Genomic DNA, 23,796 nt, shown 5'->3' with positions numbered 1-23,796 from the left:
TATCTGAGTGCCACACGCCCCTATGAACCGTTTCCCCCTGAGCTTCTCCAGTCTGCGTGCCCGTTGGCGTGCCGGTTTGCCTTTGCGTTACACCATGATGGTGGTGGTGGTGGTGGGTGTGACCCTGCCGGCCCTGCTGCTGCTGACGCTGGAGCAGGAGTTGGCGGAGAAATCCCAGAAGGCCTTGCTGGCCCAGAGCGAAACCGCGCTCATGAAGATCGGCAGCGTGTCGATTGCCGAACCCATGTGGGTGGTGGACCGGGTGGCGCTGGACGCTGCGGCCGTGCGCTTGCTGGAGAGCCCGCAGGTGGTGGCGGTGCGCATCGAAGACGGCCTGGCCAACACCCCCGAACTGGAGCGGGTGCGGCCCGATTACGGCAAGACCCTGGCCACCGAAACCGCCGCCGGCAGCCTCACACGGCGCACCCAGACCGTGGTGCGTTCGGGCGAGGTGCTGGGCACGTTGGTGGTGTGGTTTGACGCCACCTACGGCCAGGGCCTGTTGCAGGCACGACGCAGCCAGATGTTGTCGCTGGTGGCGCTGCAGGTGCTGGCCATTTTGGCGGTGCTGATGCCGGTGCTGGTCTCGCGCGTGCTGCGCCCGATTGAGCGGCTCAAGGAGCAGGCCTCGGCCCTGCTGGACCATGGACAGGACAGCACCGTGGACCGGGCCCGTTTTGTCTGGCGCCGCCAGGATGAACTGGGCCTGCTGGGCCGCCACTTGGGCCGCGTGCAGGAAGAGCTGCGCACCCTGTTTGGCCAGCTGGGCACCAAAAACGCCCAGCTCCAGCAAATGGCGTTCTACGACCAGCTCACCGGCCTGCCCAACCGCGCGTTGTTCATTGACCTGGTGCAGCGCGAGATGCTGCAGGCCCACCGCAGCCAGCAGCAGTTCGGCATCTTTTTTATCGACCTGGACCGCTTCAAGGCGGTTAACGACTCCATGGGCCATGCCGCTGGCGACGAGTTGTTGATCGAGGTGGCGCGCCGCCTGCGCGACACGCTGCGCGAGGTGGACGTGGTGTGCCGCCAGAGCGGTGACGAGTTTTTGGTGATGGTGAGCGACATCGACCACTGGGAGTCGCTGGGCGAAATGGCCGAGCGCATCTTGCGCGTGGTGGAAGAGCCCGTGCAGCTGGCCAACACCACGGTGCGGGTGTCCGCCAGCATCGGCATTGCGCTGTTCCCCGAAGACGCGCAGGACTTTGAAACCCTGGTCAAGCACGCCGACATTGCGGTCTACCAGGCCAAGACCCTGGGCCGCGCGCGCTACAGCTTCTTCCATTCCGAACTCAACTTCCGCCTGCAGGCCAGCCTGGAGCTGGAGCAACAGCTGGCCCACGCCATCGCGCATGGCGAGCTGGTCCTGCACTACCAGCCCCAGGTGGACGCCATGACCGGCCGCCTGGTGGCTGTAGAAGCGTTGGTGCGCTGGCAACACCCGACGCGGGGCCTGCTGCTGCCTGGGCAATTCATTGGCCTGGCCGAAGAGTCCGGCAAGATTGCCGAGATGGGGGTGTGGACCCTGCGCGAGGCCTGCCGCCAACTGGCGGACTGGAAGGCGCGCGGCATCCACGTCGGCAATATGGCGGTCAACGTCTCGGCCCTGGAGTTCCGCGACCACCGCCTGCTCGACAGCCTGCAGGCCGCACTGGCCGCCAGCGGTATTGCGCCCAATGAGCTGGAGATCGAGATCACCGAAAGTGTGCTGATGGCCGAGACCGAAACCAGCCAGCGCATCATCGAGCGCCTGCGTCAGCTCGGTGTCGGGATTGCCATCGATGATTTCGGTACCGGTTATTCCTCGCTCGCCTACCTCAAGCGCCTGCGGCCCAACCAACTCAAGATCGACCGCTCGTTTGTCAACGATGCGGACGTGGACAGCGACTCACGCGCCATCGTGCGCGGTGTCGTGGGGCTGGCCAATGCGCTGGGCCTCAATGTGGTGGCCGAAGGCGTGGAGACGGTCGAACAACAAGCATTTTTACGGGAGAGTGGCTGCCACACCCTGCAGGGGTATTACATCGCGCGACCGCTGGCGGTGGACGCCCTGGAGGTGTGGATGGCAGCACGCCATAACAAGGAGACTGCATGATGAAACCCCTTCCCAGCCAATTACGGCACACCCTGCTGATTGGCACCCTGTTCTGCGCTTGCACGGCATTGCAAGTGCAGGCCGCCACCACGGTCACCAGCACCTTTGCACCTACCCAGGTGGTGCAGGGCACTTCACTGTCGCTCAACGGCATGGGCACGCGTTACAAGGCCATTTTTAAGGTCTATGACATGGCGATCTACACCCCTAGCAAGGTGGCCACGCCCGAGGCGCTGCTGGCTTTGCCAGGCCCCAAACGCCTGAATTTTGTGGCGCTGCGCGATGTGCCAGGCACCGATCTGGGCTTGGCCTTTATCAAGGGCCTGAACAGCAATTCATCGCCGGAGCTGGTGCAAAAACACACGGCGTCCAGCACCCGCCTGATCGAGATTTTTTCCGGCAAACCCAAGTTGGTGAGCGGCGACACCTTTGCCATGGAATACGTGCCGGGCAAGGGCACCACGTTTTACATCCAGGGCCAGCCCCAAGGCGCCCCCGTGGGAGATACCGAGTTCTTCAACATGGTGCTTAAGATCTGGGTCGGCCCGGCGCCCGCCGATTTCAAACTCAAAGATGCTTTGTTAGGCCAGTAAGCCTTAGGCGGCGGTGCGGCGCTGGTGCAAAGCCAGCCACAGCAAGGCCGCGCCGGTCAGCAGCACCAGGGGCAACGAGCCCAGGTTGAGCCAGGTCCAGCCGCTGGTCACCACCAGCGCACCCGACGCCAGCGAGCTCAGCGCCATCACCGCAAACACAGCAAAGTTGATGGCCGCCTGGGCCCGGTCTTTTTCCTCGGGTCGGTACGCCGCCAGAGACAGCGTGGTGCTGCCGGTGAACAGGAAGTTCCAGCCCACCCCCAGCAGGAACAGCGCGATGGTGAACTGGTGCAGCTCCACACCGGTGAGCGCCACTGCAATACACAGCAGGTTCAGCAACACGCCCACCCCCATGATGGTGAGGGTACCGAAACGTTTGATCAGGTGGCCGGTGAAAAAGCCCGGTGCAAACATGCCGATCACATGCCACTCCAGCACAAAAGCTGCATCGTCAAAACCCAGACCACATTGCTGCATGGCCAGTGGCGTGGCTGCCATCAGCAGGTTCATGACGCCATACCCCAGCGCGGCACTGATACAGGCCACCATAAAGGCCGGCTGGCGTGTTATTTCCCACAGCGGGCGGCCCCGCACCGTCTGGGCGGTAGGCGGCTGGTGCGCCGGAAACTGCACAAACGCCATGAGCAGCATGGCCAGCAGCGCCACACCGGCCAGCACCACGTAGGCGCCGGCAAACGGCACCTCCAGCAGCGTGCGCGTGCGGGCCGCCAGGTTGGGCCCGGCTACGGCGCCGATCAAACCGCCCGCCAGCACCAGCGACACCGCTTTTTCGCGGAACGCGGGCAGCGCCAGTTCGGCGGCTGCAAAGCGGTAGAGCTGGCCGTTGGCGCTGTAATAACCCGCCACCACGGTGGCGGCCACCAGCCACCAAAACTGTTTCTCGGCCACGGCCCAGGCACCCAGCAGCGCAGAGACCACGGCCACCGCCAGTCCAATCTGGAAGGAGATACGCCGCCCATAACGCGCCTGGGTCTGCGCTACCAACGGAGTGGCCAGCGCCCCGCCCACCACATACCCCATCACGGGCAGTGTCGCCATCCAGCCATACGGCGCGAGGGCCAACCCCACCAGGCCGTTGATGGCGATGAAGGTGACGTTGTTGGTAAGGAACAGTCCCTGGCACAGGGCCAGCAGCCAGAGGTTGCGGTTCATGGGGGGCGCCCGAAGGCGTGGTGGATTAGGGCAGCAGTGCCAGGGTGGTGAGTGCGGCCAGTGCCGCGGTTTCTGCGCGCAGCACGCGCGGGCCCAGCGAGACCGGAGCAAAACCCTGGGCCAGCGCCAGGTCTTCTTCGGCGGGGCCCAGGCCCCCTTCGGGGCCCGAAAGGAACATGGCCTCTTGCGTGGGCGTCTTGGCATGTAATGCCACGCTGCCTTCGCGCAACGACAGCAGCAGGCGCTGGGAATCATCGGTGGTGGGCAGGGTCTTGAGCCACTGCGCCAGCGTGAGCACCGGGTGCACCGTGGGCACGCGGTTGCCGCCACACTGCTCGCAGGCGGAGATGGCCACGCTTTGCCAGTGCACCACTTTTTTCTCCGCACGCTCACCACTGAGGCGCAGCACGCTGCGCTCGGTCATCAGCGGCTGGATACTGGCCACGCCGAGTTCGGTGGCTTTTTCCACCAGCCAGTCCATGCGGTCGTTGGCGGGCATGCCCACGGCCAGGTGCACGCGGCGGGCCGGCTCGCGTGCCGTGGCGTGCGGGGTGCCCACCTGCACCTGCACGTCGCTGCGGCCCATGCGGGTGACAGTGGCGTCAAACTCTTCGGTGCTTTCGCCGTTGAACAGCGTGATGGCATCGCCCGGCTGCAGCCGCAGCACCTGCACATGGCGCGCCGCACCGGCGGGCAGCTCCAGCAGGGCGTCAGTCACCAGCGGCGTGGGGCAGTAGAAGCGGGGCATGGGGCTATTTTGCTATTAAATTAGGAGCTGTTTGCGCAATATCTACGTGGGCTAGAGGCCGATTTTGCTTAAAAACTGCGTTATGAACGACCAAAGGCGAAGGCCGTGGGCATTTCGATGCCCTCGATGTTCTCCACCAGGCGCAGCAGCGGCTTGAGCTGCATGTAGCGGCCGCAGGTGCTGCGGATGTAGTCGATAAAACGCGGCGTGTCGGCCAGGTACTTGGGTTTGCCGTCGCGCAGCGTCAGGCGGGCAAAGATGCCAGCAATCTTGAGGTGGCGCTGCAGGCCCATCCACTCCACGCCACGGTAGAACTCGCCAAAGTCGTCGCCCACGGGCAGGCCGGCCTTGCGGGCCTTTTCCCAGTAGCGGATGGTCACGTCCAGGCAAAAACTTTCGTCCCAGCTCAGGAAGGCGTCGCGCATCAAGCTGGCGATGTCGTAGGTGATGGGGCCGTAGACGGCGTCCTGGAAGTCCAGCACACCCAGCGTGGTGGCACCCAGCTTGGGCGGCAGGCCGTCCAGGGGCACCATCAGGTTGCGTGGCATGAAGTCGCGGTGCACATAGACGCTGGGCCAGGACAGGTTGTTTTCAATCAGCAGCGCAAAGGTGTCGTCCAGCACTTTGCGCTGGGCCGCATCGAGCGTAACTTGGCGGTGTCTGGCGACGTACCACTGGGGGAACAGCTCCAGCTCGCGCAGCAGCAGCGCGTAGTCGTAGGGGGGCAGCACGTTGGGTTGGGAGGCCAGTTGCCACTGCACCAGCGTGTCCACCGCGCCTAGGTAGAGGTCCAGCGGCGGGGCGCTGAGTGCCTGGCCGGTGGCGCTGAAGGTGGGGTTCAGGTCGCCGCGGGCGTCCATCAGCTGCATCATGGTCAGCGTGCCCAGATCGCTCAGCAGCATGAAGCCATGGGGCTGGTCCCAGGCCAGTATCTCGGGCGCGCGCAAACCTGCTTGTGCCAAAAGTTTGGCGATGTCCACAAAGGGCTGGCAGTTTTCCTTGTCGGGTGGCGCGTCCATGATGACCCGCGTGCCGCTGGGGCCCTGCACCCGGAAATAACGGCGAAAGCTGGCATCGGCCGAGGCCAGGCCCAGGGTGCTGGGATCGAGCTGGTGGGTGGCCTGCACCTGGTCAAACCAGGTGGCAAACAGGGCTTGGCGCTGCGGGTCGGCCCAATGGATGTCGGTGGCGGGTGCGGCGGGGGCGTTCGGGGGAAGGGCGGTGCTTGGGCTCATGGATAATCCATTCTACAAAGCCCCTTGGCGGCGCCTGCGGGCACCTGTCCTTGACGGGCTGTTTCTTTGAACCGATTTGCCGACCGACCCTGCGCTCCGCCCCATGCGTTTTTCTCCGCGCGACCTGCCTTGCAGGCCGCTTCCCTGCCTGCCCCCGCTGACCCGCCTGGTTGTCCTGGTGGCCCTGGCGTGCGTGCAGATGGCGGCGCAGGCCCAGCAGGAGTCGCCCGCCGCAGAGGGCCCCGAGGCAGAGCCCTCCCGCCTGACCGCAAGCCCCAAGCTCGTAGAGTCCTTGTCGCCGGCCCAGCGCAACGAGGCGCCGACCTTCTTGATGGGTGAACGCATCTCGGGCCGCCCGGACCTGGAGACGGTGGTGGAAGGCCAGGCGGAATTGCGCAAGCCCGGCACCGTTATCAAGGCGGACCGGCTGGAGTACAACGCGGCCACCGACCGCGCCAAGGCCAGCGGCAATGTGCGCATCAACCGCGGCGGTAATGTGTTTGAAGGCCCGCTGTTGGAGCTCCAGGTGGAGACCTTTGAGGGCTTTTTTGTGGAGCCGCGTTACCAGTTTCTGCAGGGCGATGCCCATGGCGAGGCCAGCCGTGCCGACTTTGTGGACGCCAACACCACCGTGGTCCACAACGCCACCTACACCACCTGCCGGCGCAAGCCCGGCCCGGGCTGGATGCCCGATTGGGTGCTGAAGGCGGCGAACATCGAGTTTGACAGTGGTGAGGACGTGGGCATTGCCCACGGGGGCTACCTGAGCTTCAAGGACGTGCCCATCCTGCCGGTGCCGGCGATCAGTTTTCCGCTGAGCGACAAACGCAAATCCGGCGTGCTGCCGCCCACCATTGGCGCGGACAGCGTGAACGGAACGCAGCTCAGCGTGCCGTATTACTGGAACATTGCCCCCAACCGCGACGCGACCATCACGCCCACGCTGATGACGGCGCGGGGCGTCGATCTGGGCGGCGAATTCCGTTACCTCGAACCCACTTACTCGGGCGTGTTGCGCGCCAATTACATGCCCAGCGACAAGCTGCGCAGTGCCGACCGTTGGGGTGCATCGATCAACCAGACTGGCACGGTGGACACCGGCTGGCCCGAGGTCGGCCAGGTGAGCTACCTGCTGAATGTGAACCGGGTGAGTGACGACAACTACTGGCGCGATTTCACCAGCTCCTCCAACGGCACGTTGACACAGCGCCTTTTGCCCAGCAATGGGTCCGTGAGCTGGTCGCAGGGCCCCTACAGCCTGAGTGCCAGCGTGCTGAAGTGGCAGACCTTGCAGGACCCTACGGCTCCGATTGTTCCGCCCTACGACCGCGTGCCCCAGCTGGTGGCTACTTACACGCAGACCAATGACCATGGATTCGATTGGTCTTTGCAAGGAGATTTCACCCAGTTTGAGGCAGACCGCACGCTCACGCTGCAACCCAATGCCCAGCGTGTCTATGGTCTGGCGCAGGTCAGCTACCCCTGGCTGGGTTCGGCCGGTTTTGTGGTGCCCAAGCTGCAGCTGCACACCGCGGCCTACCAGTTTGATGCCATGTTGGCCGACGGCACCCGCTCGGCCGACAGCACCGTGCCCACCTTCAGCCTGGATGCGGGTCTGGTGTTTGAGCGCGACACCAGCTACTGGGGCCAAAACATGGTGCAGACCCTGGAGCCACGCCTGTTTTATGTGCGCACCCCCTACCGCAACCAGAGCCTACTGCCCAATTACGACACCGGCGCCAACGACTTCAACTTTGCCACCATCTTCACCGAGAACGCCTATGGCGGGCACGACAAAATTTCGGACAACAACCTGCTCACCTTCGGGCTGACGACACGGTTCCTGGACGCCAGCACGGGCGCGCAGTTGGCGCGTTTTGGCATCGCGCAACGGTTCCGGTTTGAAGACCAGCTGGTGACCCTCACCCCCACCACAGAACCGGCCCGTGCGGGCTTTAGTGATGTGCTTTTGGGGGCCGGTGTGAATCTGAATGAGCGCTGGGCGCTGGACTCGACGGTGCAGTACAACGCGCGTACCGACAGATCGGTGCGCTCCACCGTCGGAGCACGTTACAGCCCGAGCAGCTACCGGGTGCTGAATGCGGCCTACCGTTTCCAGCGCGACGTGAGTGAACAGGTGGATGTGAGCTGGCAGTGGCCCCTCAACGATCTCTGGGGCGACCGCGGCCAGGACCTGGGTGCAGGCCGCGGCCAGGGCGAAGGCCGCTACTACGCTGTGGGACGCATGAACTACAGCATGAACGAACGCCGGCTGGTCGACACGCTTTTGGGCGTCGAGTACGATGCTGGCTGCTGGCTGGCGCGGGTGGTGGTGGGCCGGGTGCAGACCAGTACCTCCTCGGCCACCGAGAGCATCAAATTTGAGCTGGAGTTTGTGGGTTTCACCCGCCTGGGTGTGAGCCCGCTGCAGAGCCTGAAATCCAATATCTCACGCTACCAGAACTTGCGTGACGCCGGCGGCTCCAACAGCCGCTTCAGTAACTACGATTGAGAACCATGAAATTACGCATGTGGGCCGCGGCCCTTGCCTGTGTCTGCGGTCTGGCGCTGCCATCGTTACACGCGCAAACCAGCCAGTCGCTGGATTACATCGTGGCGCTGGTGAATTCCGAGCCCATCACGCACCAGGAGCTGGAGCGTGAAATCCAACGTGTCGCGCAACAAATCGCGCAGCAGGGCCAGGCAACGCCCCCGGCTGCCGAGCTGCGCCGTCTGGTGCTGGAGCGCATGATCAGCGACCGCGCCCAGCTGCAGCTGGCCCGTGAGACCGGCATCCGTATTGATGCCCCTGCCATTGACCGTGCCGAGCAAGCCGTGGCCACCCAAAATGAGGTGGACGTTGCCGGCCTGCACCAGCGCCTGGCCAAAGACGGCGTGAGTGTTGCCACCTTCCGCAGTGGGCTGCGTGACCAACTGACGCTGAACCGCTTGCATGAGCGTGATGTGGAGTCCACCATCAAGGTGTCCGACGTGGATGTGGAGCGCGCCATGCAAGCCCAGCAGGCGGCCAACACCGACCCGCTGACCTTCGACATCAACCTGGCCCAGATCCTGGTGGCCGTGCCCGAGAAAGCCTCCGCCGAGCAGGCCGCAGCCATCTTTGTGCAAGCCAAGCGACTGCTGGACCGCATCCGTGCCGGTGAAGACTTTGACCGCTTGGTGAAAGAGGCCTCGGCGGCTGACCGCAACAACGGAGGGCAGCTGGGCCTGCGCCGAGCCGACCGTTACCCACTTTTGTTTGTCGAGGCGACCCAGGCCCTGAAGGTCGGTGAGGTGTCCGAGATCGTGCGCTCCGGTGCAGGGTTTCACATTCTCAAGGTGATTGAGAAACGCGCGCCCACACGCCTGGTGCAAACCGTGGTCCAGAGCCGTGCGCGTCACATCCTGCTGCGTAGCAGCCCCCAGCTATCGCAGGCCCAGGCCGTTGCCAAGCTGGCCGATGCCCGCCAGCGCATTGTGAGCGGCAAGACCGACTTTGCCTCGGCAGCGCGCAGCTTGTCGCAAGACACCTCGGCCGAGCAGGGTGGTGACTTGGGCTGGGCCAACCCAGGCATGTTTGTGCCGGAGTTTGAAGAGGCCATGAACGGACTCAAGGAAAACGAAATCAGCCAGCCCGTTGTGTCGCGTTTTGGTGTGCACCTGATCCAGCTCACGGAACGCCGTCGCGCAGAGCTGAGCCCGCAGCAGGTGCGCGAGTCGGTGCGCAACCAGTTGCGCCGCAGTCGTTATGACGAGGCCTACCGCAACTGGGCGCAAGACGTGCGTGGCCGCGCCTACGTGGAAATGCGCGAACCACCCCAATGATGGCCCCCACGCTCCGCACTTCGTGTCGTTCGCTGCCCCCCGGGGGGGGCTTCGCGCCTTGTGGCGGCCCGGCAGCACTCAAGCCAGGATGGCTATGACCAAACACATCGCCCGCAAACGCTTTGGACAGCACTTCCTGTCTGACCGCGGCATCATCGATGCCATCGTGGATGCCATCCATCCACAGCCGGGCCAGCCCATGGTGGAGATTGGTCCCGGCTTGGCGGCGCTGACCCAGCCGCTGGTGGAACGCCTGGGCCACCTCACGGTGATCGAGCTAGACCGCGACCTGGCCAAACGCCTGCGTAGCCACGACCAACTGACGGTCATTGAGTCTGATGTGCTCAATGTGGACTTTAGCCTTATAGATATTGCGCAAGCAGCTACTAAAACGATAGCAAATTCTGAGATCACGGCCCGGCCCAAGCTGCGCGTGGTGGGCAATCTGCCGTACAACATCTCCACCCCCATCCTGTTCCACCTGCTGGACCATGTGGACTGCATCGAAGACCAGCACTTCATGCTGCAAAAGGAGGTGATTGACCGCATGGTCGCACCGGCAGATTCTTCGGATTTCAGCCGCCTGAGCGTGATGCTGCAATGGCGTTACGCCATGGAAGACGTGCTGTTTGTGCCGCCGGAGAGCTTCGATCCACCGCCGCGGGTGGACAGTGCGGTGGTGCGCATGGTGCCATTGGCGCAGCCACCGGCGATTGACCAGAAGCTCTTTTCCGAGATGGTGCAGGTGGCGTTCAGCCAGCGCCGCAAGCTGTTGCGCCACACCCTGGGCCGCTGGTTGGAGGAAAAAGGCTTTGCGGGGACCTTCGATGTGCAGCGCCGTGCCCAAGAGGTGCCGGTGCAGGACTACCTGGACCTGGTTCAGCAGTTGCACCCTGTCGCCTGACAGACCCGGTGGTGCGCGTCAGCCGTCGCTGATGGGCATGGCGGTGGCGCCCTCAACACGCTCCGGCGCCGTCATGGGCAGGGTGATGCTGAAGCTTGCACCCGCGCCAAGGCGGCTGTGGACTTCAATACGCCCACCCAACACGCTGTGCACCAGGTTGTGCACGATGTGCAGGCCCAGCCCCGAGCCACCCTGGCCCAGCCGGGTGGTGAAGAAGGGGTCAAACACGCGGTGCAGATTCTCGGGCACGATGCCGCGGCCACTGTCCCGCACCTCAATCACCACCTGTTTGCCATCCGGCGCCCAGGCTTGTACTTCCACCTTGCCTTCTTCGCCGGGCTCAAAACCGTGCAGCACCGCGTTGTTGATCAAGTTGGTCAACACTTGACCCAGCGGGCCGGGGTAGCTGTCCATGGTCAGTCCCTCCTCGATGTGTGTGTGAACGTTGCACGCCGTCTTGCGCAGCGCAGGGTTCAGGGTGACCAGGATTTCTGCGACCACCGCGCCCAGGTCAAACTTGCGCCGTTGTGAGCTGGTCTGGTCCACCGCCACCTGCTTGAAACTGGCTACCAAGGCCGCAGCCCGTCCCAAGTTGCGCACCAGGATTTCGGAAGCCAGTTGCATGTCGGTCAGCAGGGTTTGCAGGTCGGACTTGCGCAGCCCGCTGTGGACCAAGCCCTGAAAACTCTCGATGCGGTGCTCCAGCGTGCTGGCCACCGTCAGGCCATTGCCGATTGGGGTGTTGAGCTCGTGGGCCACACCGGCCACCAGGGAGCCCAGCGCGGCCAGTTTCTCGCTCTGCACCAGTTGGTCCTGTGCAATTTGCAGCGTAGACAGGGCCTGTGAGAGCTCCGCATTGGCACCCTGCAGTTCCGCGGTGCGCCGCGCAACACGGGCCTCCAACTGGGCATTGAGCTCCAGAATGCCCTCCTGGGCGTGCTTGCGCTCGGTGATGTCAAAGTAGGTGAACAGCACCATGGTGCGGTTCATTTCGTCAAACAGCCGGGTCGACAGCGAGATCCAGCGCAACTCCCCGTTGCGGCGGCGCATTTGCACCTCCACGTCGGTGAAGGCGGTGCCCTCCGCCGTCATGCGCAGCAGGCGCGTGCGTTCCTCGGGGTCCACCCACACATTCAGCGTCAGGCCCGATTTGCCCTGGTCTTCCACCGGGTCAAAACCAAAAGCATCGAACCAGGCCAGGTTCCACTGGGTGGTCTGGTATTGGTTTTCGTCGCTGGAATAACACATGGGCAGCGGGGATTGGTCGAACAGGCGCACAAAGCGGGATTCGCTTTCCTGCAGAGCGCGGGCGGCCTTGCGTTCGTCGGTCACATCGCGCAGCAGGGCAATGATGTAACGTTCGCCGCGCGACTCGAAGACCACAGCATTGAGCAGTGCCTCGCGTACCTGGCCCTTAGCGTTCAGGGCCATGGGGAAGTCGTTCACGGCGCCCTCTGTTTCCAGCAGTGTAATCAGGCTGGGGCGTTTCTCCGGTTCGGCCCAGATGCGCAGCTCGGTGGATGTTTTGCCTAGCGCCTCTGCCCGTGCGATGCCGGTGATGCGCTCAAAGGCTGCGTTTACTTCTACATAACGTCCGTCAGTCACGCGGGAAATGGACATGAAATCCGGTGTGAGCTGGAACGCGGCCTTGAACTGCTCGTGCACGATGTTGTGTTCGGTCACGTCGCGGGCAATCCAGACGGCGTGTGAGTGTTCCGGCCCGTCCAGTGCGATCAGGGCGCAGTTGACCACACAGTCCCGCAGCGCGCCATCACGTCGGCGCAGGGTCACCAGGTGGTTGCGAACCGACCCGGCACGCATCATTTCTGCGACCAGGGCGACCCGCTGTTCGGGGTGGGCCCACACATTGAAGTCCAGCATGCGCCGCCCCAGGACTTCTTCGCGTCGGTAGCCGCTGATGGTCTCAAAACCGGAGTTGGCCTCGGCGATGGTGCTGTCGCTCAGGCGGGTGATGACAATCCAGTCGGCGCTGGTGTTGAAGACCCGCGAGAAGGTGTCCTCTCCGTCCGAAAGTGCGTTCAGAATCCGGCGCCTGAGCGCCTTGGGGAGAAACCTTGCCAGGATGCCCATGCCAACGAGTGTCTATGTGTTTGGCGCAATAGTACAGCGCTAAAAACAGAAAAGCCTGTCACAGGGACAGGCTTTTCTGCGGAACCAAACTGGCTCCGCGCGGGGGACGCTAGGTGCTTAGGCTGCAGCCAGCCAGTACCCAGCGTTGAAGGGGCTGCTCATGCGCAGCGCCAGGGGAGAGACGTCCAACAATTTGTCGGTCGGCATTTTTTCGCCGGCTTCGACGCCCAACTCCACGCCCACCACTTCGGTGGGTGCAGCTTCGCTGCTTGCCTCGTTCGCCCGTTCTGCTTGGCTGGTGTGTGCAGAACGGGCTACAGAAAAGAATAGAAGCATCGGAACGGTATCTTCCGGTCTCCCCAGTAGTCGGCGGTGTCGCGGAAGATGTCCAGCAGTTGCTCGCGCGCTTCCTTGTCAAACTTCACGTTTGCAGGAATGTGCTCCAGCACGGCGATAAAACCAGGCTGTGGGCCCGACTTGTGTACCGGGTCGGTCATGCTGTCGTAGAGCGCGTCAAAGTTCTTGCTGACCGTGGTGGGCAGCATGAACTGTTGGCCGATCATGTCCAGCACATCCTGTTTGGTCTGGGCATTGGCCAGGTTGGCGTACAGAAAGTGGTGTCCCAAGCCTTGTGCGGCTTCCTGCAGATCCGACACCCGGAAGGCGCGGATCGATTGAACGATATTCGTTCTGACAGTTCGAAGTGGCATATCCATCCCCGATTCTCTTTCTCAAAGTACAAAATTCAATTCAAGGCACGATCTTGCGAAAACTCGCATAGTGATCGGCCGTGTAGTAACAGGCATCCGGTACCGTGGCCGGGCCACCGCACACCAATCGGCGTGCGCCGCGGGTTTGGGCCCCCGGGGTTTTGACGGTGTACTCGCGGTAATAACCACGGGTGTTCAGAGGCAGCAAGCGCTCCCGGTTACCGAAGACCACGCCGTCTTTGGCGTAGGGGAAGGGGCCGCCTTGCCGGACCAGCGCGTAGGTGGTTTGGGCTTGGACTGGCAGACTACCCAGTGCAACATCGGTACCGGGCGGCAACGGCCGCGTATCTTTGGCAGAGAGGGAGCCGACAACAAGTGCCGCACTCAAAAACAAGCCAGTGAGTACTAACTTGGAAACACCCTTGCGCACCCTGAATCCTTGTGTGTCTACTGCGGGTAAACCCGAAAAAGCAAGCGCGTAGTGTCGCGTATCCGGCACAAAAAAGCAAGGCCTTGCTCAAGAAATAAGCAAGGCCTGCAGGGTTTTTAGCGCCCTAAGTTGGCGCTAACTGTAAGGAAAAGCTTCAGCGGGTGGCGTTGGCGTCCGCCACTGTCAACGCTGTCATATTCACAATGCGGCGCACCGTGGTGCTCGCGGTCAGCACATGCACTGGCTTGGCCGCACCCAGCAGCACCGGGCCAATGGCGATGTTGCCACCGGCTGCGGTTTTGAGCAGGTTGTAGGCAATATTGGCGGCGTCGATGTTGGGCAGTACCAGCAGATTGGCGTCCCCTTGCAGGGTGCTGTTGGGCATCAGGGCCTTGCGGGCTGCGCCGTCCAGTGCCACGTCGCCGTGCATTTCACCGTCCACTTCCAGCCACGGCGCTTGTTGTTGCAGCAAGGCCAGGGTCTTGCGCATCTTGATGGCGCTGGGTTCGTTGCTGCTGCCAAAGTTGGAGTGGGATAGCAGTGCTGCCTTGGGCTTAAAGCCAAAACGCATCATTTCTTCGGCCGCCATCACCGTGATTTCGCACAATTCTTCGGCTGTGGGGTCGTAATTGACGTGGGTGTCCACCAGGAAGACCTGGCGGCCCGGCAGCATCAAGCCGTTCATGCAGGCGTAGATCTGCACGTCTTGCGGGGTGCTGGGGCTGCCGCCATGGCGCTTGCCAATCACCTGGTCGATGTAGTGCAGGTGCAGGGCCGTGGTGCCCCAGGTGCCGCAGATCAGGCCATCCACATCACCCTTGTGCAGCAGCATGGAGCCAATCAGGGTTAGGCGGCGGCGCATCTCGATCTTGGCGACCTGCACCGTGATGCCCTTGCGTTCGGTCATGCGGTGGTAGGTCTGCCAGAAGTCGCGGTAGCGGTGGTCCTGTTCCACGTTGACCACGTTGTAGTCCACGCCTTCTTTCAGGCGCAGGCCAAATTTCTCGACCCGCTCGGCAATCACCTTGGGGCGGCCGATCAAGGTGGGCAGTGCCAAGCCTTCGTCCACCACGATCTGGGCGGCGCGCAGCACGCGTTCGTCTTCACCTTCGGCGTAGGCCACACGCTTTTTGAGCGCTTTCTTGGCGGCCGTGAAGATGGGCTTCATGGTGGTGCCAGAGGCGTAGACAAAACTTTGCAGCCGCTCGCGGTAGGCGTCCATGTCGGTGATGGGGCGCAGGGCCACACCGCTGTCGGCGGCGGCCTGGGCCACGGCCGGCGCGATCTTCATCATCAGGCGCGGGTCAAACGGCTTGGGGATCAGGTACTCGGGGCCAAAGGCCAGTTGTTCACCCACGTAGGCCGCGGCCACCACTTCGCTTTGTTCGGCCTGGGCCAGTTCGGCAATCGCGTGCACCGCGGCAATTTCCATTTCCAGCGTGATGGTGGAGGCGCCCGCATCCAACGCACCGCGGAAGATATAGGGGAAACACAGGACGTTGTTGACCTGGTTGGGGTAGTCGGTGCGGCCGGTGGCCATGATGGCGTCGTCGCGTACCGCTTTCACTTCTTCCGGCAGGATTTCGGGCGTGGGGTTGGCCAGCGCGAAGATCAGCGGCTTGTCCGCCATGGACTTGACCATGTCCTGCTTGAGCACGCCACCGGCGGACAGGCCCAAGAAGATATCTGCACCCACCATCACTTCGCGCAGCGTGCGTGCATCGGTTTTCTGGGCGAACTGGATTTTGTCCTCGTCCATCAGCTCGGTGCGGCCTGCGTAAACCACACCTGCCAAGTCGGTCACATAGATGTTTTCACGCGGAATGCCCAGCTTGACCAGCAGACCCAGGCAGGCCAGCGCGGCGGCACCGGCGCCGGAGGTCACCAGCTTCACCTTTTTAGGATCTTTGCCGGCGATCTTCAGACCATTCAAGATGGCGGCGCCCACGCAGATGGCGGTGCCATGCTGGTCGTCGTGGAACACCGGGATCTTCATGCGCTCGCGCAGCTTGCGCTCCACGTAGAAGCAGTCGGGCGCCTTGATGTCTTCGAGGTTGATACCACCGAAGGTAGGCTCCAGGGACGCGATGATGTCGACCAGCTTGTCGAGGTCGTTTTTTTCGTCGATTTCGATGTCAAACACATCAATGCCGGCGAACTTCTTGAACAGCACGCCCTTGCCCTCCATCACCGGCTTGGAAGCCAGCGGGCCGATGTCACCCAGGCCCAGCACCGCGGTGCCGTTGGTAATGACGGCTACCAGGTTGCCGCGGCTGGTGTACTTGAAGGCGTTGTTGGGGTCCTTGACGATTTCTTCGCAGGGCGCTGCCACGCCGGGCGAGTAGGCCAGCGCCAAATCATGCTGGTTGATCAGCTGCTTGGTCGCGCAGATGGCCACTTTGCCGGGGGTGGGGAACTCGTGGTACTCCAGCGCTGCCTGGCGCAGCTGGGCCTTTTTTTCGGCCGAGTTGGACACCGGTGGGTGCGGAACGAGGGGTGCAGGTTGCTGGGGCATTGAGGGTCCTCTGGGCGAGGGGTTCTGACACAGTTGCAGACCCCTCGGTGCGGTCATGGGTGGTGGATTGTAGACCTGGCTCTCTAAAGCTTTGCCGCAGAGCGGGCGAACTTTATGCGAATAAAGAATGGGGTTATTCAGGGCTGGGTGGCCTTGCTTTGCTCCATGCGGCGGGCTGTGCTTTTGCCGGTCAGCACAAAACCGCGTTGGGCGCCGTCGCCGTCGGTGAACTGCCAAATGCCTTCACCATCGCCGGCCTTCCAGGTGCCTGCCAGCGCCGGGTGCGCGGCAGCCACCACGATGGGCAGCGCCGGGGTCTTGATGCTCACGGGCATCAGCGGAAACACCAGCGCTGTGGGCGTGCCCGCCAACGTGGCCGCCAAGGCCCGGGCAGCGTTCATGATGGGCATTACATAAGGCAGGGTGCGTTGCCCGGCCGATGCGTACTGCGCGCAATCCCCCAGGGCGTAGACGTCGGGGGCAGAGGTTTGCAGCGTGTCGTCCACCACAATGCCGCGCTCGCAGACCAGGCCTGCTGCTGCGGCCAGCGTGGTGTCGGCACGCAGGCCAACAGCGCTAAGCACCAGGTCTGCTGCGACGCTGTTGCCGTCGGCCAGTTGGACCCGTAGGCCACCGTCTGCGCTGTCTACCGCGGTCACTGTGGTCTCCAAGTGCCAGACCACACCCAGCGCTTGCAAGGCCGCCTGCAATTGCTCTCCAGCCTCTGCGGGTAGCAGCAATGCCAGCGGGCGAGGAGACGGGTCCACCACATGCACGGTGGCGCCAGCGAGCACCAGGTCGTTGGCAAACTCACAGCCAATCAGGCCCGCACCCATGATGAGCACGGTCTTGGGCGCTGCGGGTTCCGCGGCACTGGGGTCCAGACCCAGGGCCTGGTGGAAGGCGCCAAAGTCGTCCAGGTTGTTGATGGACTTGACCTGGTCTGCCGCCGTGCCGCCCACGGGAATGCGGATGGGCTGGGCGCCCGTGGCCAGCACCAGGCGGCTGTAGTGCAGGGTCTGCGTCTGGGCGTTGTGCGTCACCACTGCGTTGTGTGCCGCGGTGTCCAGGGATTGCACGTGGTGGTGCGCCAGGAGCGTGACGTTCAGCGTCTCGGCCATCTTGGCGGCCGGCGTGGTAACCAGCTGCGCCGGTGTGCGTTTTTGCGCATAGGCGTTGGACAGCGTGGGTTTGGCATAAAAGTCCCCGCTGTCGGCGGTGACCAGCACCACGGGGGTGCTGGTGTCCAGCTTGCGAAACTCGCGCACGGTGGTCCAACCGGCCAGGCCTGCACCAATGATGAGGAGAGGGGCGGTGGAGGGAGAGATGTCAGTCATGGGGGCTTTGCGGTGAATGGCTCAATCCCGTATTAAAGCCCAAGCCTCAAGCGCGCTACACGGACGTTCTTGTGCGAACGCCCAAGTATCCCCATGCCCCCACAGGTTGGAGGGTGAAGGGTATTCTCCGAGCCATGAAATCTTCGTTTTTTGGCACCGCACTGGTGCTCGGCCTGTTATCGGCCATCGGTCCGTTCGCTATCGACATGTACCTTCCCGCCCTGCCCTCCATTGGGCAGAACCTGGGTGCCTCCATGGGGGCGGTGCAGGCCAGCCTGATGGCTTTTTTCATCGCCTTGGGGATTGGCCAGATCATCTACGGTCCGGTGTCCGACATGGTGGGCCGCAAGCCGCCGCTGTACTTTGGCCTGGTGTTGTTTGCCGTGGCCAGTGTGGGTTGTGCTTTGGCACCCGACATTGAAACCCTGGTGGTGCTGCGCTTTATCCAGGGGCTGGGTGCTTGTGCCGGCATGGTGGTGCCGCGTGCCGTGGTGCGTGATCTGCACACCGGCCACGATGCTGCCCGTCTGATGTCGCTGCTGATGCTGGTGTTCAGCGTGTCGCCCATTCTGGCGCCGCTGGCGGGCAGCGTGTTGATCGAAATTGTGGGCTGGCGCAGCGTGTTTTGGGCGGTGACGGTGGCCGCGGTGTTGGGCATAGTGTTGCTGGCCACCAGCCTGCCCGAGACCCGTCCCGCCGAGGAGCGCGTCAATAGCAGCGTGGGCAGCGCCCTGGCCGCGTATGGCGTGTTGCTGCGCGACAAGCACTTTTTGGGGTTGGTGTTCATCGGCGCCTTCGGCATCTCCAGCTTCTTTGCCTACCTGGCCAACTCGTCCTTTGTGCTGATTGACCACTACGGCCTGACACCGCGCCAGTACAGCCTGGCGTTTGCGGCCAATGCGGCCTCGTTCATCGGCATTTCCCAGTTCACCGGCAAGCTCAGTGCGCGTTTTGGCCTGGTGCGCCTGGTCAAGTTTGCGGTGGTGGGTTACGCCGCCATGATGACCCTGCTGCTGGCCATCAACCTGGCCGGTGTGGATCGCCTGGACGTGATGATTGGTGTGCTGTTTGTGGGTTATGGCTTTTTGGGCCTGGTGGTGCCCACCACGGCGGTGCTGGCGCTGGAGGAGCATGGCTCCATCGCCGGCACGGCCTCGGCCCTGATGGGCACGCTGCAGTTTGTCACCGGTGCCGTGGTCATGGCGTTGACCGGTCTGTTTGTGGACGGCAGTGCACGTCCCATGGTGGCCGGCATTGCGGGTTCGGCCGTCGTAGCCCTGGTGCTGGCGCGGCTGACCTTGGGCCACGCCCAGCGTTTGGAGGAGAAAGCCTATGTCTGACGCTATCGTCGTTCAACGGCCCACAGGCCCGGCTAAGCAGCTCATGCTGTTGCAACATGGCGTGGGCGCTACCCCGCAAGGGCTGGTGCCCTTGGGGCAGCGCCTGGCGCAGGCGTTTCCCGACGCCTTGGTGGTCAGTGTGCAAGCGCCGCATGCGTCGGACCTGGGCCAGGGTTACCAATGGTTCTCGGTGCGCGGCATCACCGAAGAAGACCGGCCCGCGCGCGTGGCCGAGGCCATGCCCGCCTTTGTGGCCATGGTGCACGACTGGCAACGCCAAAGTGGTGTGGGGCCCGAGGCCACCGCGTTGATCGGGTTTTCGCAGGGCGCCATCATGTCCCTGGAGGCTACACAATTGCCCCAGCACTTGGCCGGTCGTGTGGTGGCTCTGTCGGGCCGTTTTGCGGCGCTGCCGCAGGCGCCCCATCCGCACACCACCCTCCACCTGGTGCACGGCAAGAGCGATGCTGTTATCCACTACGGTTACACCGTGACCGGTGCCGAGCACCTGATCAGTCTGGGGGCCGACGTGACCGCGGACGTGATCCCGTTCCTGGGTCACGAGATCAATGATGCGGTGGTGGACACTGTGATGGAGCGCCTGCTGGGCCATTTGCCCAAGCGCCACTGGGAAGAGGTGCAACGTGCTGCCGAAGCCGGAGACACCCCGGCGCAGTAGCCCTCAGCGCGGTGTTTGGCGCAAAGCGCCGTCCAGAAACTCCATGCCCCAGACGGGTGGCCCGTCTCCGCGGGAGCGGCCCGGGGGGAGCTCACCGCTCATGAACACCTTCACGATGGCGGCCCGCACTTCGGGCGTGTCCAGCAGCTCTTCATACGAGCCATTCACGCGCAGGTAGTCGCCCGCGGGGGAGATCGCCAGCAGCCCGTACTCCTGGCCCCAACGCACCACGCCAATCACCACGTGCGGACTCTTGGCAATCACAAAGGCCTTGACGGCATTGCGCCGCAGCGACACGGTCAGCGGCCCCCGCTCCAGCCGCAAGGCCAGCGCCGCCCGCTGCGGAATGCGGCTGCTGTCCTTGCTGGTGATGCGTGCAGGGCTCGCCATGTCAGCCGCGCATCAGTGCTTCAATCGCGTCCGGCTCCACCGGCACACCGCGGCTGATGAGTTCGCAGCCGGTGTCGGTGACGATGGCGTCGTCTTCGATGCGGATGCCAATGTTGTGGAACTGCTCCGGCACACCGTCCGCCGGGCGCACATAGATGCCGGGTTCAATCGTCAGTACCATGCCGCTGCGCAGAATGCGCGCCGGGCGGTTCACGATCTCTGCACCCGTCAGTGCGTCCTTGCGCACACTGCCCTGGCCCAGCTCACTGGGTTCGGTGTAGCTGCCGCAGTCGTGCACATCCATGCCCAGCCAGTGGCCGGTGCGGTGCATATAAAACTGGAAGTAGGCGCGGCTCTCGATCACATCGTCCAGGCTGCCCACTTTGTTTTTGTCCAGCAGGCCCAGGTCCAGCATGCCCTGCGCCAGCACCTTCACGGTGGCCTCGTGCGGGTCGGTAAAACGGGCGCCGGCCTTGGTCGCATTCACCGCGGCAATTTGTGAGGCCAGCACCAGGTCATACAGCGCGCGCTGCGCGCCGCTGTACTTGCCGTTGGCCGGGAAGGTGCGCGTGATGTCGCTGGCATAACCGTCGAGTTCGCAGCCCGCGTCAATCAGCACCAGCTCGCCATTGCGCACGGCGCCCGCGTCGGCCCGGTAGTGCAGCACACAGGCGTTGGCACCGGCGGCGACGATGGAGCCATAGGCCGGGTACTGCGAACCCTGCTGGCGGAATTCGTGCAGCAGCTCGGCGTCCAGGTGGTACTCACGCACGTCTTTGCCTTCGCGCAGCATGCGGGCGGACAGCTGCATGGCGCGGATGTGGGCGCCCGCGCTGATTTGCGCGGCGCGGCGCATGGTGTCCTGCTCGTAGGCATCCTTGATCAGGCGCATTTCGTCCAGCGGGCCGCAGAGGTCGCGCGTCTGCTCGGGCGTCAGCGCACCGAAGCGCACGCGGGCGCGCAAGCCGCTGAGCCAGCCGTCCACCCGGGTTTCCAGGCCCTTGTGCGTGGCAAACGGGTACCAGACCGCGTCGGCGCCATCCAGCAGCGCGGGCATGCGCTGGTCCAGCTCGTCCACCGAGTAGGCGGCGTCCACACCCAACAGTTCCGGCGCGGCATCGGGGCCGACGCGAAAGCCGTCCCAGATCTCGCGCTCCAGGTCTTTGGGCTGGCAAAACAACGTGGTCTTGCCATCCCCGGTGATAACCAGCCAGGCCTTGGGTTCGGCAAAACCGCTCAGGTAGTGGAAATAACTGTCAAAGCGGAACAGGAAGTCGCTGTCGCGGTTGCGCTGCTGCTCGGGGGCGGTGGGCAACACGGCCACGCCGTGTTTGCCAATGCGGGCGGCCAGCGTGGCGCGGCGGGCGGCGTAGTCTGCAGTCAGTGGGTGTGTCATGGTGTCAGGTGTTGAGTTCTGCCAGCCGCTCGGGCGTGCCGACATCGGTCCAGCGGCCAGTGTAAATCTCGGCGCTCACCTGTGCTTGCGCCATGGCTTTGCGCAGCAGCGGCGCCAGCGGCGCCTTGATACCTTGCGGGTTACCGGCGGGGATGTCGCACCAGGGCGCGGCAAACAGGGCGTGGCGGAACAGCGCGAAGGTGCTGTAGGTGTAGCGCGGCGCGGTGCTGTCCGCCGGTGGGTCGGTGCACAGGCCCACGCCCTGTGCGTCTGCCTGCTCCAGGCCAAAGTCGCCCTTGCGGTGGTGCGCCGGGTTGGGCACCAGCCACAGGTGGGCCAGCTTGCCGCTGGCAGCAAAGCGGTCCACCGCGGCCCGGGTGAACACAAAGTCGGGCGCATACACATCGCCGGCCATGGACCAGAACACGGGCGCCAACTGCGGCAGCGCACGCGCAATGCCGCCTGCAGTCTCCAGTGCGCCGCCAAAGTCGCGCCCTTCGTGCGAGTAGTGCAAGGCCAAAGAGTCAGAGGGGCGCTCTGTTTTTAATAGCTGCTCGCGCAGTATGGACGAGGGCTGCATGCCAATTTGATGCCCAAACCGGGCCTCGATCTGCTCGCCCAGCCAGGCGGTGTTCACCACGGCCCGGTCAAAACCCCCGAGGGCCAGCGCCTCCAGGTGGTACTGCATCAGCGGTTTGCCCTGCACTTGCAGCAGGGGTTTGGGGCAGGTGTCGGTCAGCGGGCGCATGCGCTCGCCGCGGCCGGCGGCCAGCACGATGGCGGGGGAGAGGGTGGACATGGGCGCTGAGCATAGCTGAGCGATGCGCTAGCAACCTTGCGACGCCTTGTTGATTGTGTACAAAGCAAGGCAAATCGCGCACGGCATTTTGCTTCGTGAAAATTTTGGAAATTCAGGGGCAATGGGATGCCCAAATTCACTCTTTCGGGGGATACCCAAACGGACTATTGCCGACTACAGTCCAAGGCAATTAGAGCAGTCCTCCGTTCGTTGGTGGGTGCAACAAATCAACAAGCCCCACCCATGTCGGACCAGTCACCCGCTATTCATTACCCGTAACCGTTAGACCTGATGGTTCAACCGCTGTTGAAATACTAGATGCCATGGGTAAGCCCAAGCCTATCAATGAATCGCAAATCATCATTTCAAACTTGAAACTATCAGGAGCACGCAAATGATCCGTGCTTCAATGGGCGATAGAGATTACTGGTCTACGCGGATTCAAAAAGATGAAGTTTGGCTGCTCGATGCGATGGCAAAAGTACTGAATGTGCCCTCGAAAAATCCAGTATATGAACCGCAGTACGTATTCAATTTGGTATCGGATTTCTCCCGATTGATATTGCGCATCTACTCCTCCGGTGCCCCCATCCGTGACCTATCCCAGCACTTCCCCGGCCTGCTAGATGCCTGGGAACTCTCCAACCGCCTGAGCGATGAGGTCTGCAAGGAACACAAGTTGCAAACCTGCCGCGACTGGGGCTTCTCGCTCTCCAACCTGAACCACTACAACTGGTGCTTCTGGCTGGTGGGTTTGGCGCTGTCATTGGAAATCCCCAACGACCAATGGCAGCGTCTGCTGGCACTGATAGGTGGCGAGGGCGAGGACGTGTTGCTTGACCGAGTGATTGCCAGTCGCGCACCAGTACGAAAAATCGGCACATCTTTGCTGCATGCAAAACCCTATGCCCGCCTGCTCAGGGCCATAGATGCGCCCAAAGATCAGCAAGCGGCGCTGCTGCGCGACTTTGTGGAGCATTGGTACGCTGAACTCAGGCGCCCCGCGCCGAAAAACAAAAAAGCGCCCACGGTAGAGCCCTTCTGGTACATCTACGGTGACCCCGAGAAACACCCCTTGGAAATGGGCAGCTACTTTGGCCGCTGGTGCATTGAGGCGGTTGCGGCGGCAAAAGCTTTTGGTCTCGATGACAGCCTGTGCCTTGGCCATGAACACTACCCCGGCGACCTGCTGCGACCCAATGGCCCCAGCACCCATCCTTTGCGGGAAGAACCCAAGCAAGGACTGTTTGCCAGACTCTTTGGTAGGAAACCCGGATGAACCCCAGCGCCCACCGCCTCATCTTCAACCCCACCCGAGGTTGCTTGATGGCGGCGGCCGAAACCAGCCGCAGCACACGCCCCCAATCTGCGCGCTGTTCTCGTTGTACTGAGATTTAGGTATCAAATCGGCCTGTATCACCGGCCCGCTCAAAAGTGAAGTGCAACACACCGATTGAAACTTCAATAAGGTGTGTTCATGAAACTGAAGCAAGAATACAAACAGCTGGACTACCAAGAGCGCCAGACCATCGCTGT

The 23,796-nt window shown here is 63.1% G+C and carries 21 protein-coding genes; 9 read left to right on the top strand and 12 right to left on the bottom strand.

Annotated features, from left to right (window positions below):
• Positions 1-22: 22 nt before the first annotated feature.
• Together AC097A_RS18240 and AC097A_RS18235 are read left to right on the top strand one after the other, a co-directional pair.
• Positions 23-2,095, top strand: coding sequence for a putative bifunctional diguanylate cyclase/phosphodiesterase (locus AC097A_RS18240; RefSeq protein ID WP_105260290.1), 2,073 nt, complete (start codon positions 23-25; stop codon positions 2,093-2,095).
• On the top strand, positions 2,092-2,688 hold the full coding sequence (locus AC097A_RS18235; RefSeq protein ID WP_479621932.1) for a chalcone isomerase family protein: 597 nt from the start codon (positions 2,092-2,094) through the stop codon (positions 2,686-2,688). The genes AC097A_RS18240 and AC097A_RS18235 overlap by 4 nt, the downstream gene beginning before the upstream one ends.
• Positions 2,689-2,691: 3 nt before the next feature.
• Here AC097A_RS18235 and AC097A_RS18230 read toward each other — a convergent pair whose 3' ends face one another.
• From AC097A_RS18230 to AC097A_RS18220, 3 genes are all read right to left on the bottom strand, one after another.
• Complete coding sequence (locus AC097A_RS18230) at positions 2,692-3,861, bottom strand: MFS transporter (protein WP_315849092.1); 1,170 nt, start codon at positions 3,859-3,861, stop codon at positions 2,692-2,694.
• 25 nt (positions 3,862-3,886) lie between these two features.
• Entirely contained in the window at positions 3,887-4,609 is a 723-nt protein-coding gene (locus AC097A_RS18225; RefSeq protein WP_479621931.1) for a 16S rRNA (uracil(1498)-N(3))-methyltransferase, read from the bottom strand.
• An 80-nt stretch (positions 4,610-4,689) separates the two neighbouring features.
• On the bottom strand, positions 4,690-5,844 hold the full coding sequence (locus AC097A_RS18220) for an aminoglycoside phosphotransferase family protein (RefSeq protein WP_479621930.1): 1,155 nt from the start codon (positions 5,842-5,844) through the stop codon (positions 4,690-4,692).
• Positions 5,845-5,947: 103 nt separating this feature from the next.
• On the opposite strand from AC097A_RS18220, the gene AC097A_RS18215 reads away from it, so the two are divergent.
• From AC097A_RS18215 to rsmA, 3 genes are all read left to right on the top strand, one after another.
• On the top strand, positions 5,948-8,356 hold the full coding sequence (locus AC097A_RS18215; RefSeq protein ID WP_479621929.1) for an LPS-assembly protein LptD: 2,409 nt from the start codon (positions 5,948-5,950) through the stop codon (positions 8,354-8,356).
• 5 nt (positions 8,357-8,361) lie between these two features.
• The gene (locus AC097A_RS18210; protein WP_479621928.1) at positions 8,362-9,669 is read left to right on the top strand and encodes a peptidylprolyl isomerase; all 1,308 of its coding nucleotides are present in this window, start codon (positions 8,362-8,364) and stop codon (positions 9,667-9,669) included.
• 94 nt (positions 9,670-9,763) lie between these two features.
• Positions 9,764-10,573, top strand: coding sequence for a 16S rRNA (adenine(1518)-N(6)/adenine(1519)-N(6))-dimethyltransferase RsmA (gene rsmA, locus AC097A_RS18205; protein ID WP_479621927.1), 810 nt, complete (start codon positions 9,764-9,766; stop codon positions 10,571-10,573).
• An 18-nt stretch (positions 10,574-10,591) separates the two neighbouring features.
• On the opposite strand, the gene AC097A_RS18200 is transcribed toward rsmA, so the two are convergent.
• From AC097A_RS18200 to AC097A_RS18175, 6 genes are all read right to left on the bottom strand, one after another.
• Positions 10,592-12,664: a PAS domain-containing sensor histidine kinase gene (locus AC097A_RS18200; RefSeq protein WP_479621926.1), complete on the bottom strand. Its 2,073-nt coding sequence runs from the start codon at positions 12,662-12,664 to the stop codon at positions 10,592-10,594.
• A gap of 117 nt (positions 12,665-12,781) precedes the next feature.
• Entirely contained in the window at positions 12,782-13,000 is a 219-nt protein-coding gene (locus AC097A_RS18195; protein WP_146097301.1) for a hypothetical protein, read from the bottom strand.
• Positions 12,979-13,380 carry a barstar family protein gene (locus AC097A_RS18190; RefSeq protein ID WP_094481228.1) on the bottom strand — a complete coding sequence of 134 codons (402 nt, stop codon included), beginning with the start codon at positions 13,378-13,380 and terminating at the stop codon, positions 12,979-12,981. The genes AC097A_RS18195 and AC097A_RS18190 overlap by 22 nt, the downstream gene beginning before the upstream one ends.
• A gap of 34 nt (positions 13,381-13,414) precedes the next feature.
• Positions 13,415-13,711: a guanyl-specific ribonuclease gene (locus AC097A_RS18185; protein WP_479622046.1), complete on the bottom strand. Its 297-nt coding sequence runs from the start codon at positions 13,709-13,711 to the stop codon at positions 13,415-13,417.
• A gap of 247 nt (positions 13,712-13,958) precedes the next feature.
• Positions 13,959-16,319: an NADP-dependent malic enzyme gene (locus AC097A_RS18180; RefSeq protein ID WP_479621925.1), complete on the bottom strand. Its 2,361-nt coding sequence runs from the start codon at positions 16,317-16,319 to the stop codon at positions 13,959-13,961.
• A 137-nt stretch (positions 16,320-16,456) separates the two neighbouring features.
• The gene (locus AC097A_RS18175) at positions 16,457-17,656 is read right to left on the bottom strand and encodes an NAD(P)/FAD-dependent oxidoreductase (RefSeq protein ID WP_479621924.1); all 1,200 of its coding nucleotides are present in this window, start codon (positions 17,654-17,656) and stop codon (positions 16,457-16,459) included.
• Positions 17,657-17,790: 134 nt separating this feature from the next.
• On the opposite strand from AC097A_RS18175, the gene AC097A_RS18170 reads away from it, so the two are divergent.
• Positions 17,791-18,996, top strand: coding sequence for a multidrug effflux MFS transporter (locus AC097A_RS18170; protein WP_479621923.1), 1,206 nt, complete (start codon positions 17,791-17,793; stop codon positions 18,994-18,996).
• Positions 18,989-19,675 (top strand): esterase, encoded by a 687-nt coding sequence (gene ypfH / locus AC097A_RS18165; protein WP_479621922.1) that lies wholly within the window; start codon positions 18,989-18,991, stop codon positions 19,673-19,675. Before AC097A_RS18170 ends, ypfH begins: the two co-directional genes overlap by 8 nt.
• 3 nt (positions 19,676-19,678) lie before the next feature.
• On the opposite strand, the gene AC097A_RS18160 is transcribed toward ypfH, so the two are convergent.
• Genes AC097A_RS18160 through AC097A_RS18150 form a run of 3 tightly spaced genes read right to left on the bottom strand, consistent with a single transcriptional unit; the run spans position 19,679 to position 22,260 of the window.
• A complete protein-coding gene (locus tag AC097A_RS18160) occupies positions 19,679-20,065 on the bottom strand; it encodes a hypothetical protein (RefSeq protein ID WP_315494457.1) in 387 nt (128 codons plus the stop codon).
• Between the two features lies 1 nt (position 20,066).
• Positions 20,067-21,461, bottom strand: coding sequence for an aminopeptidase P N-terminal domain-containing protein (locus AC097A_RS18155; RefSeq protein ID WP_479621921.1), 1,395 nt, complete (start codon positions 21,459-21,461; stop codon positions 20,067-20,069).
• A gap of 4 nt (positions 21,462-21,465) precedes the next feature.
• Entirely contained in the window at positions 21,466-22,260 is a 795-nt protein-coding gene (locus AC097A_RS18150; RefSeq protein WP_479621920.1) for a nucleotidyltransferase family protein, read from the bottom strand.
• Between the two features lie 394 nt (positions 22,261-22,654).
• Here AC097A_RS18150 and AC097A_RS18145 point away from each other — a divergent pair, with 394 nt between their 5' ends.
• Together AC097A_RS18145 and AC097A_RS18140 are read left to right on the top strand one after the other, a co-directional pair.
• The gene (locus AC097A_RS18145) at positions 22,655-23,539 is read left to right on the top strand and encodes a PoNe immunity protein domain-containing protein (RefSeq protein ID WP_479621919.1); all 885 of its coding nucleotides are present in this window, start codon (positions 22,655-22,657) and stop codon (positions 23,537-23,539) included.
• A complete protein-coding gene (locus tag AC097A_RS18140) occupies positions 23,536-23,658 on the top strand; it encodes an ESPR-type extended signal peptide-containing protein (protein WP_479621918.1) in 123 nt (40 codons plus the stop codon). Before AC097A_RS18145 ends, AC097A_RS18140 begins: the two co-directional genes overlap by 4 nt.
• Positions 23,659-23,796 lie beyond the last annotated feature (138 nt).

It is taken from the genome of Rhodoferax sp. XS2R6, from assembly GCF_056521365.1.
The sequence above is the reverse complement of the archived record's forward strand: the minus strand, read 5'-3'. Positions and strand labels throughout refer to the sequence as shown.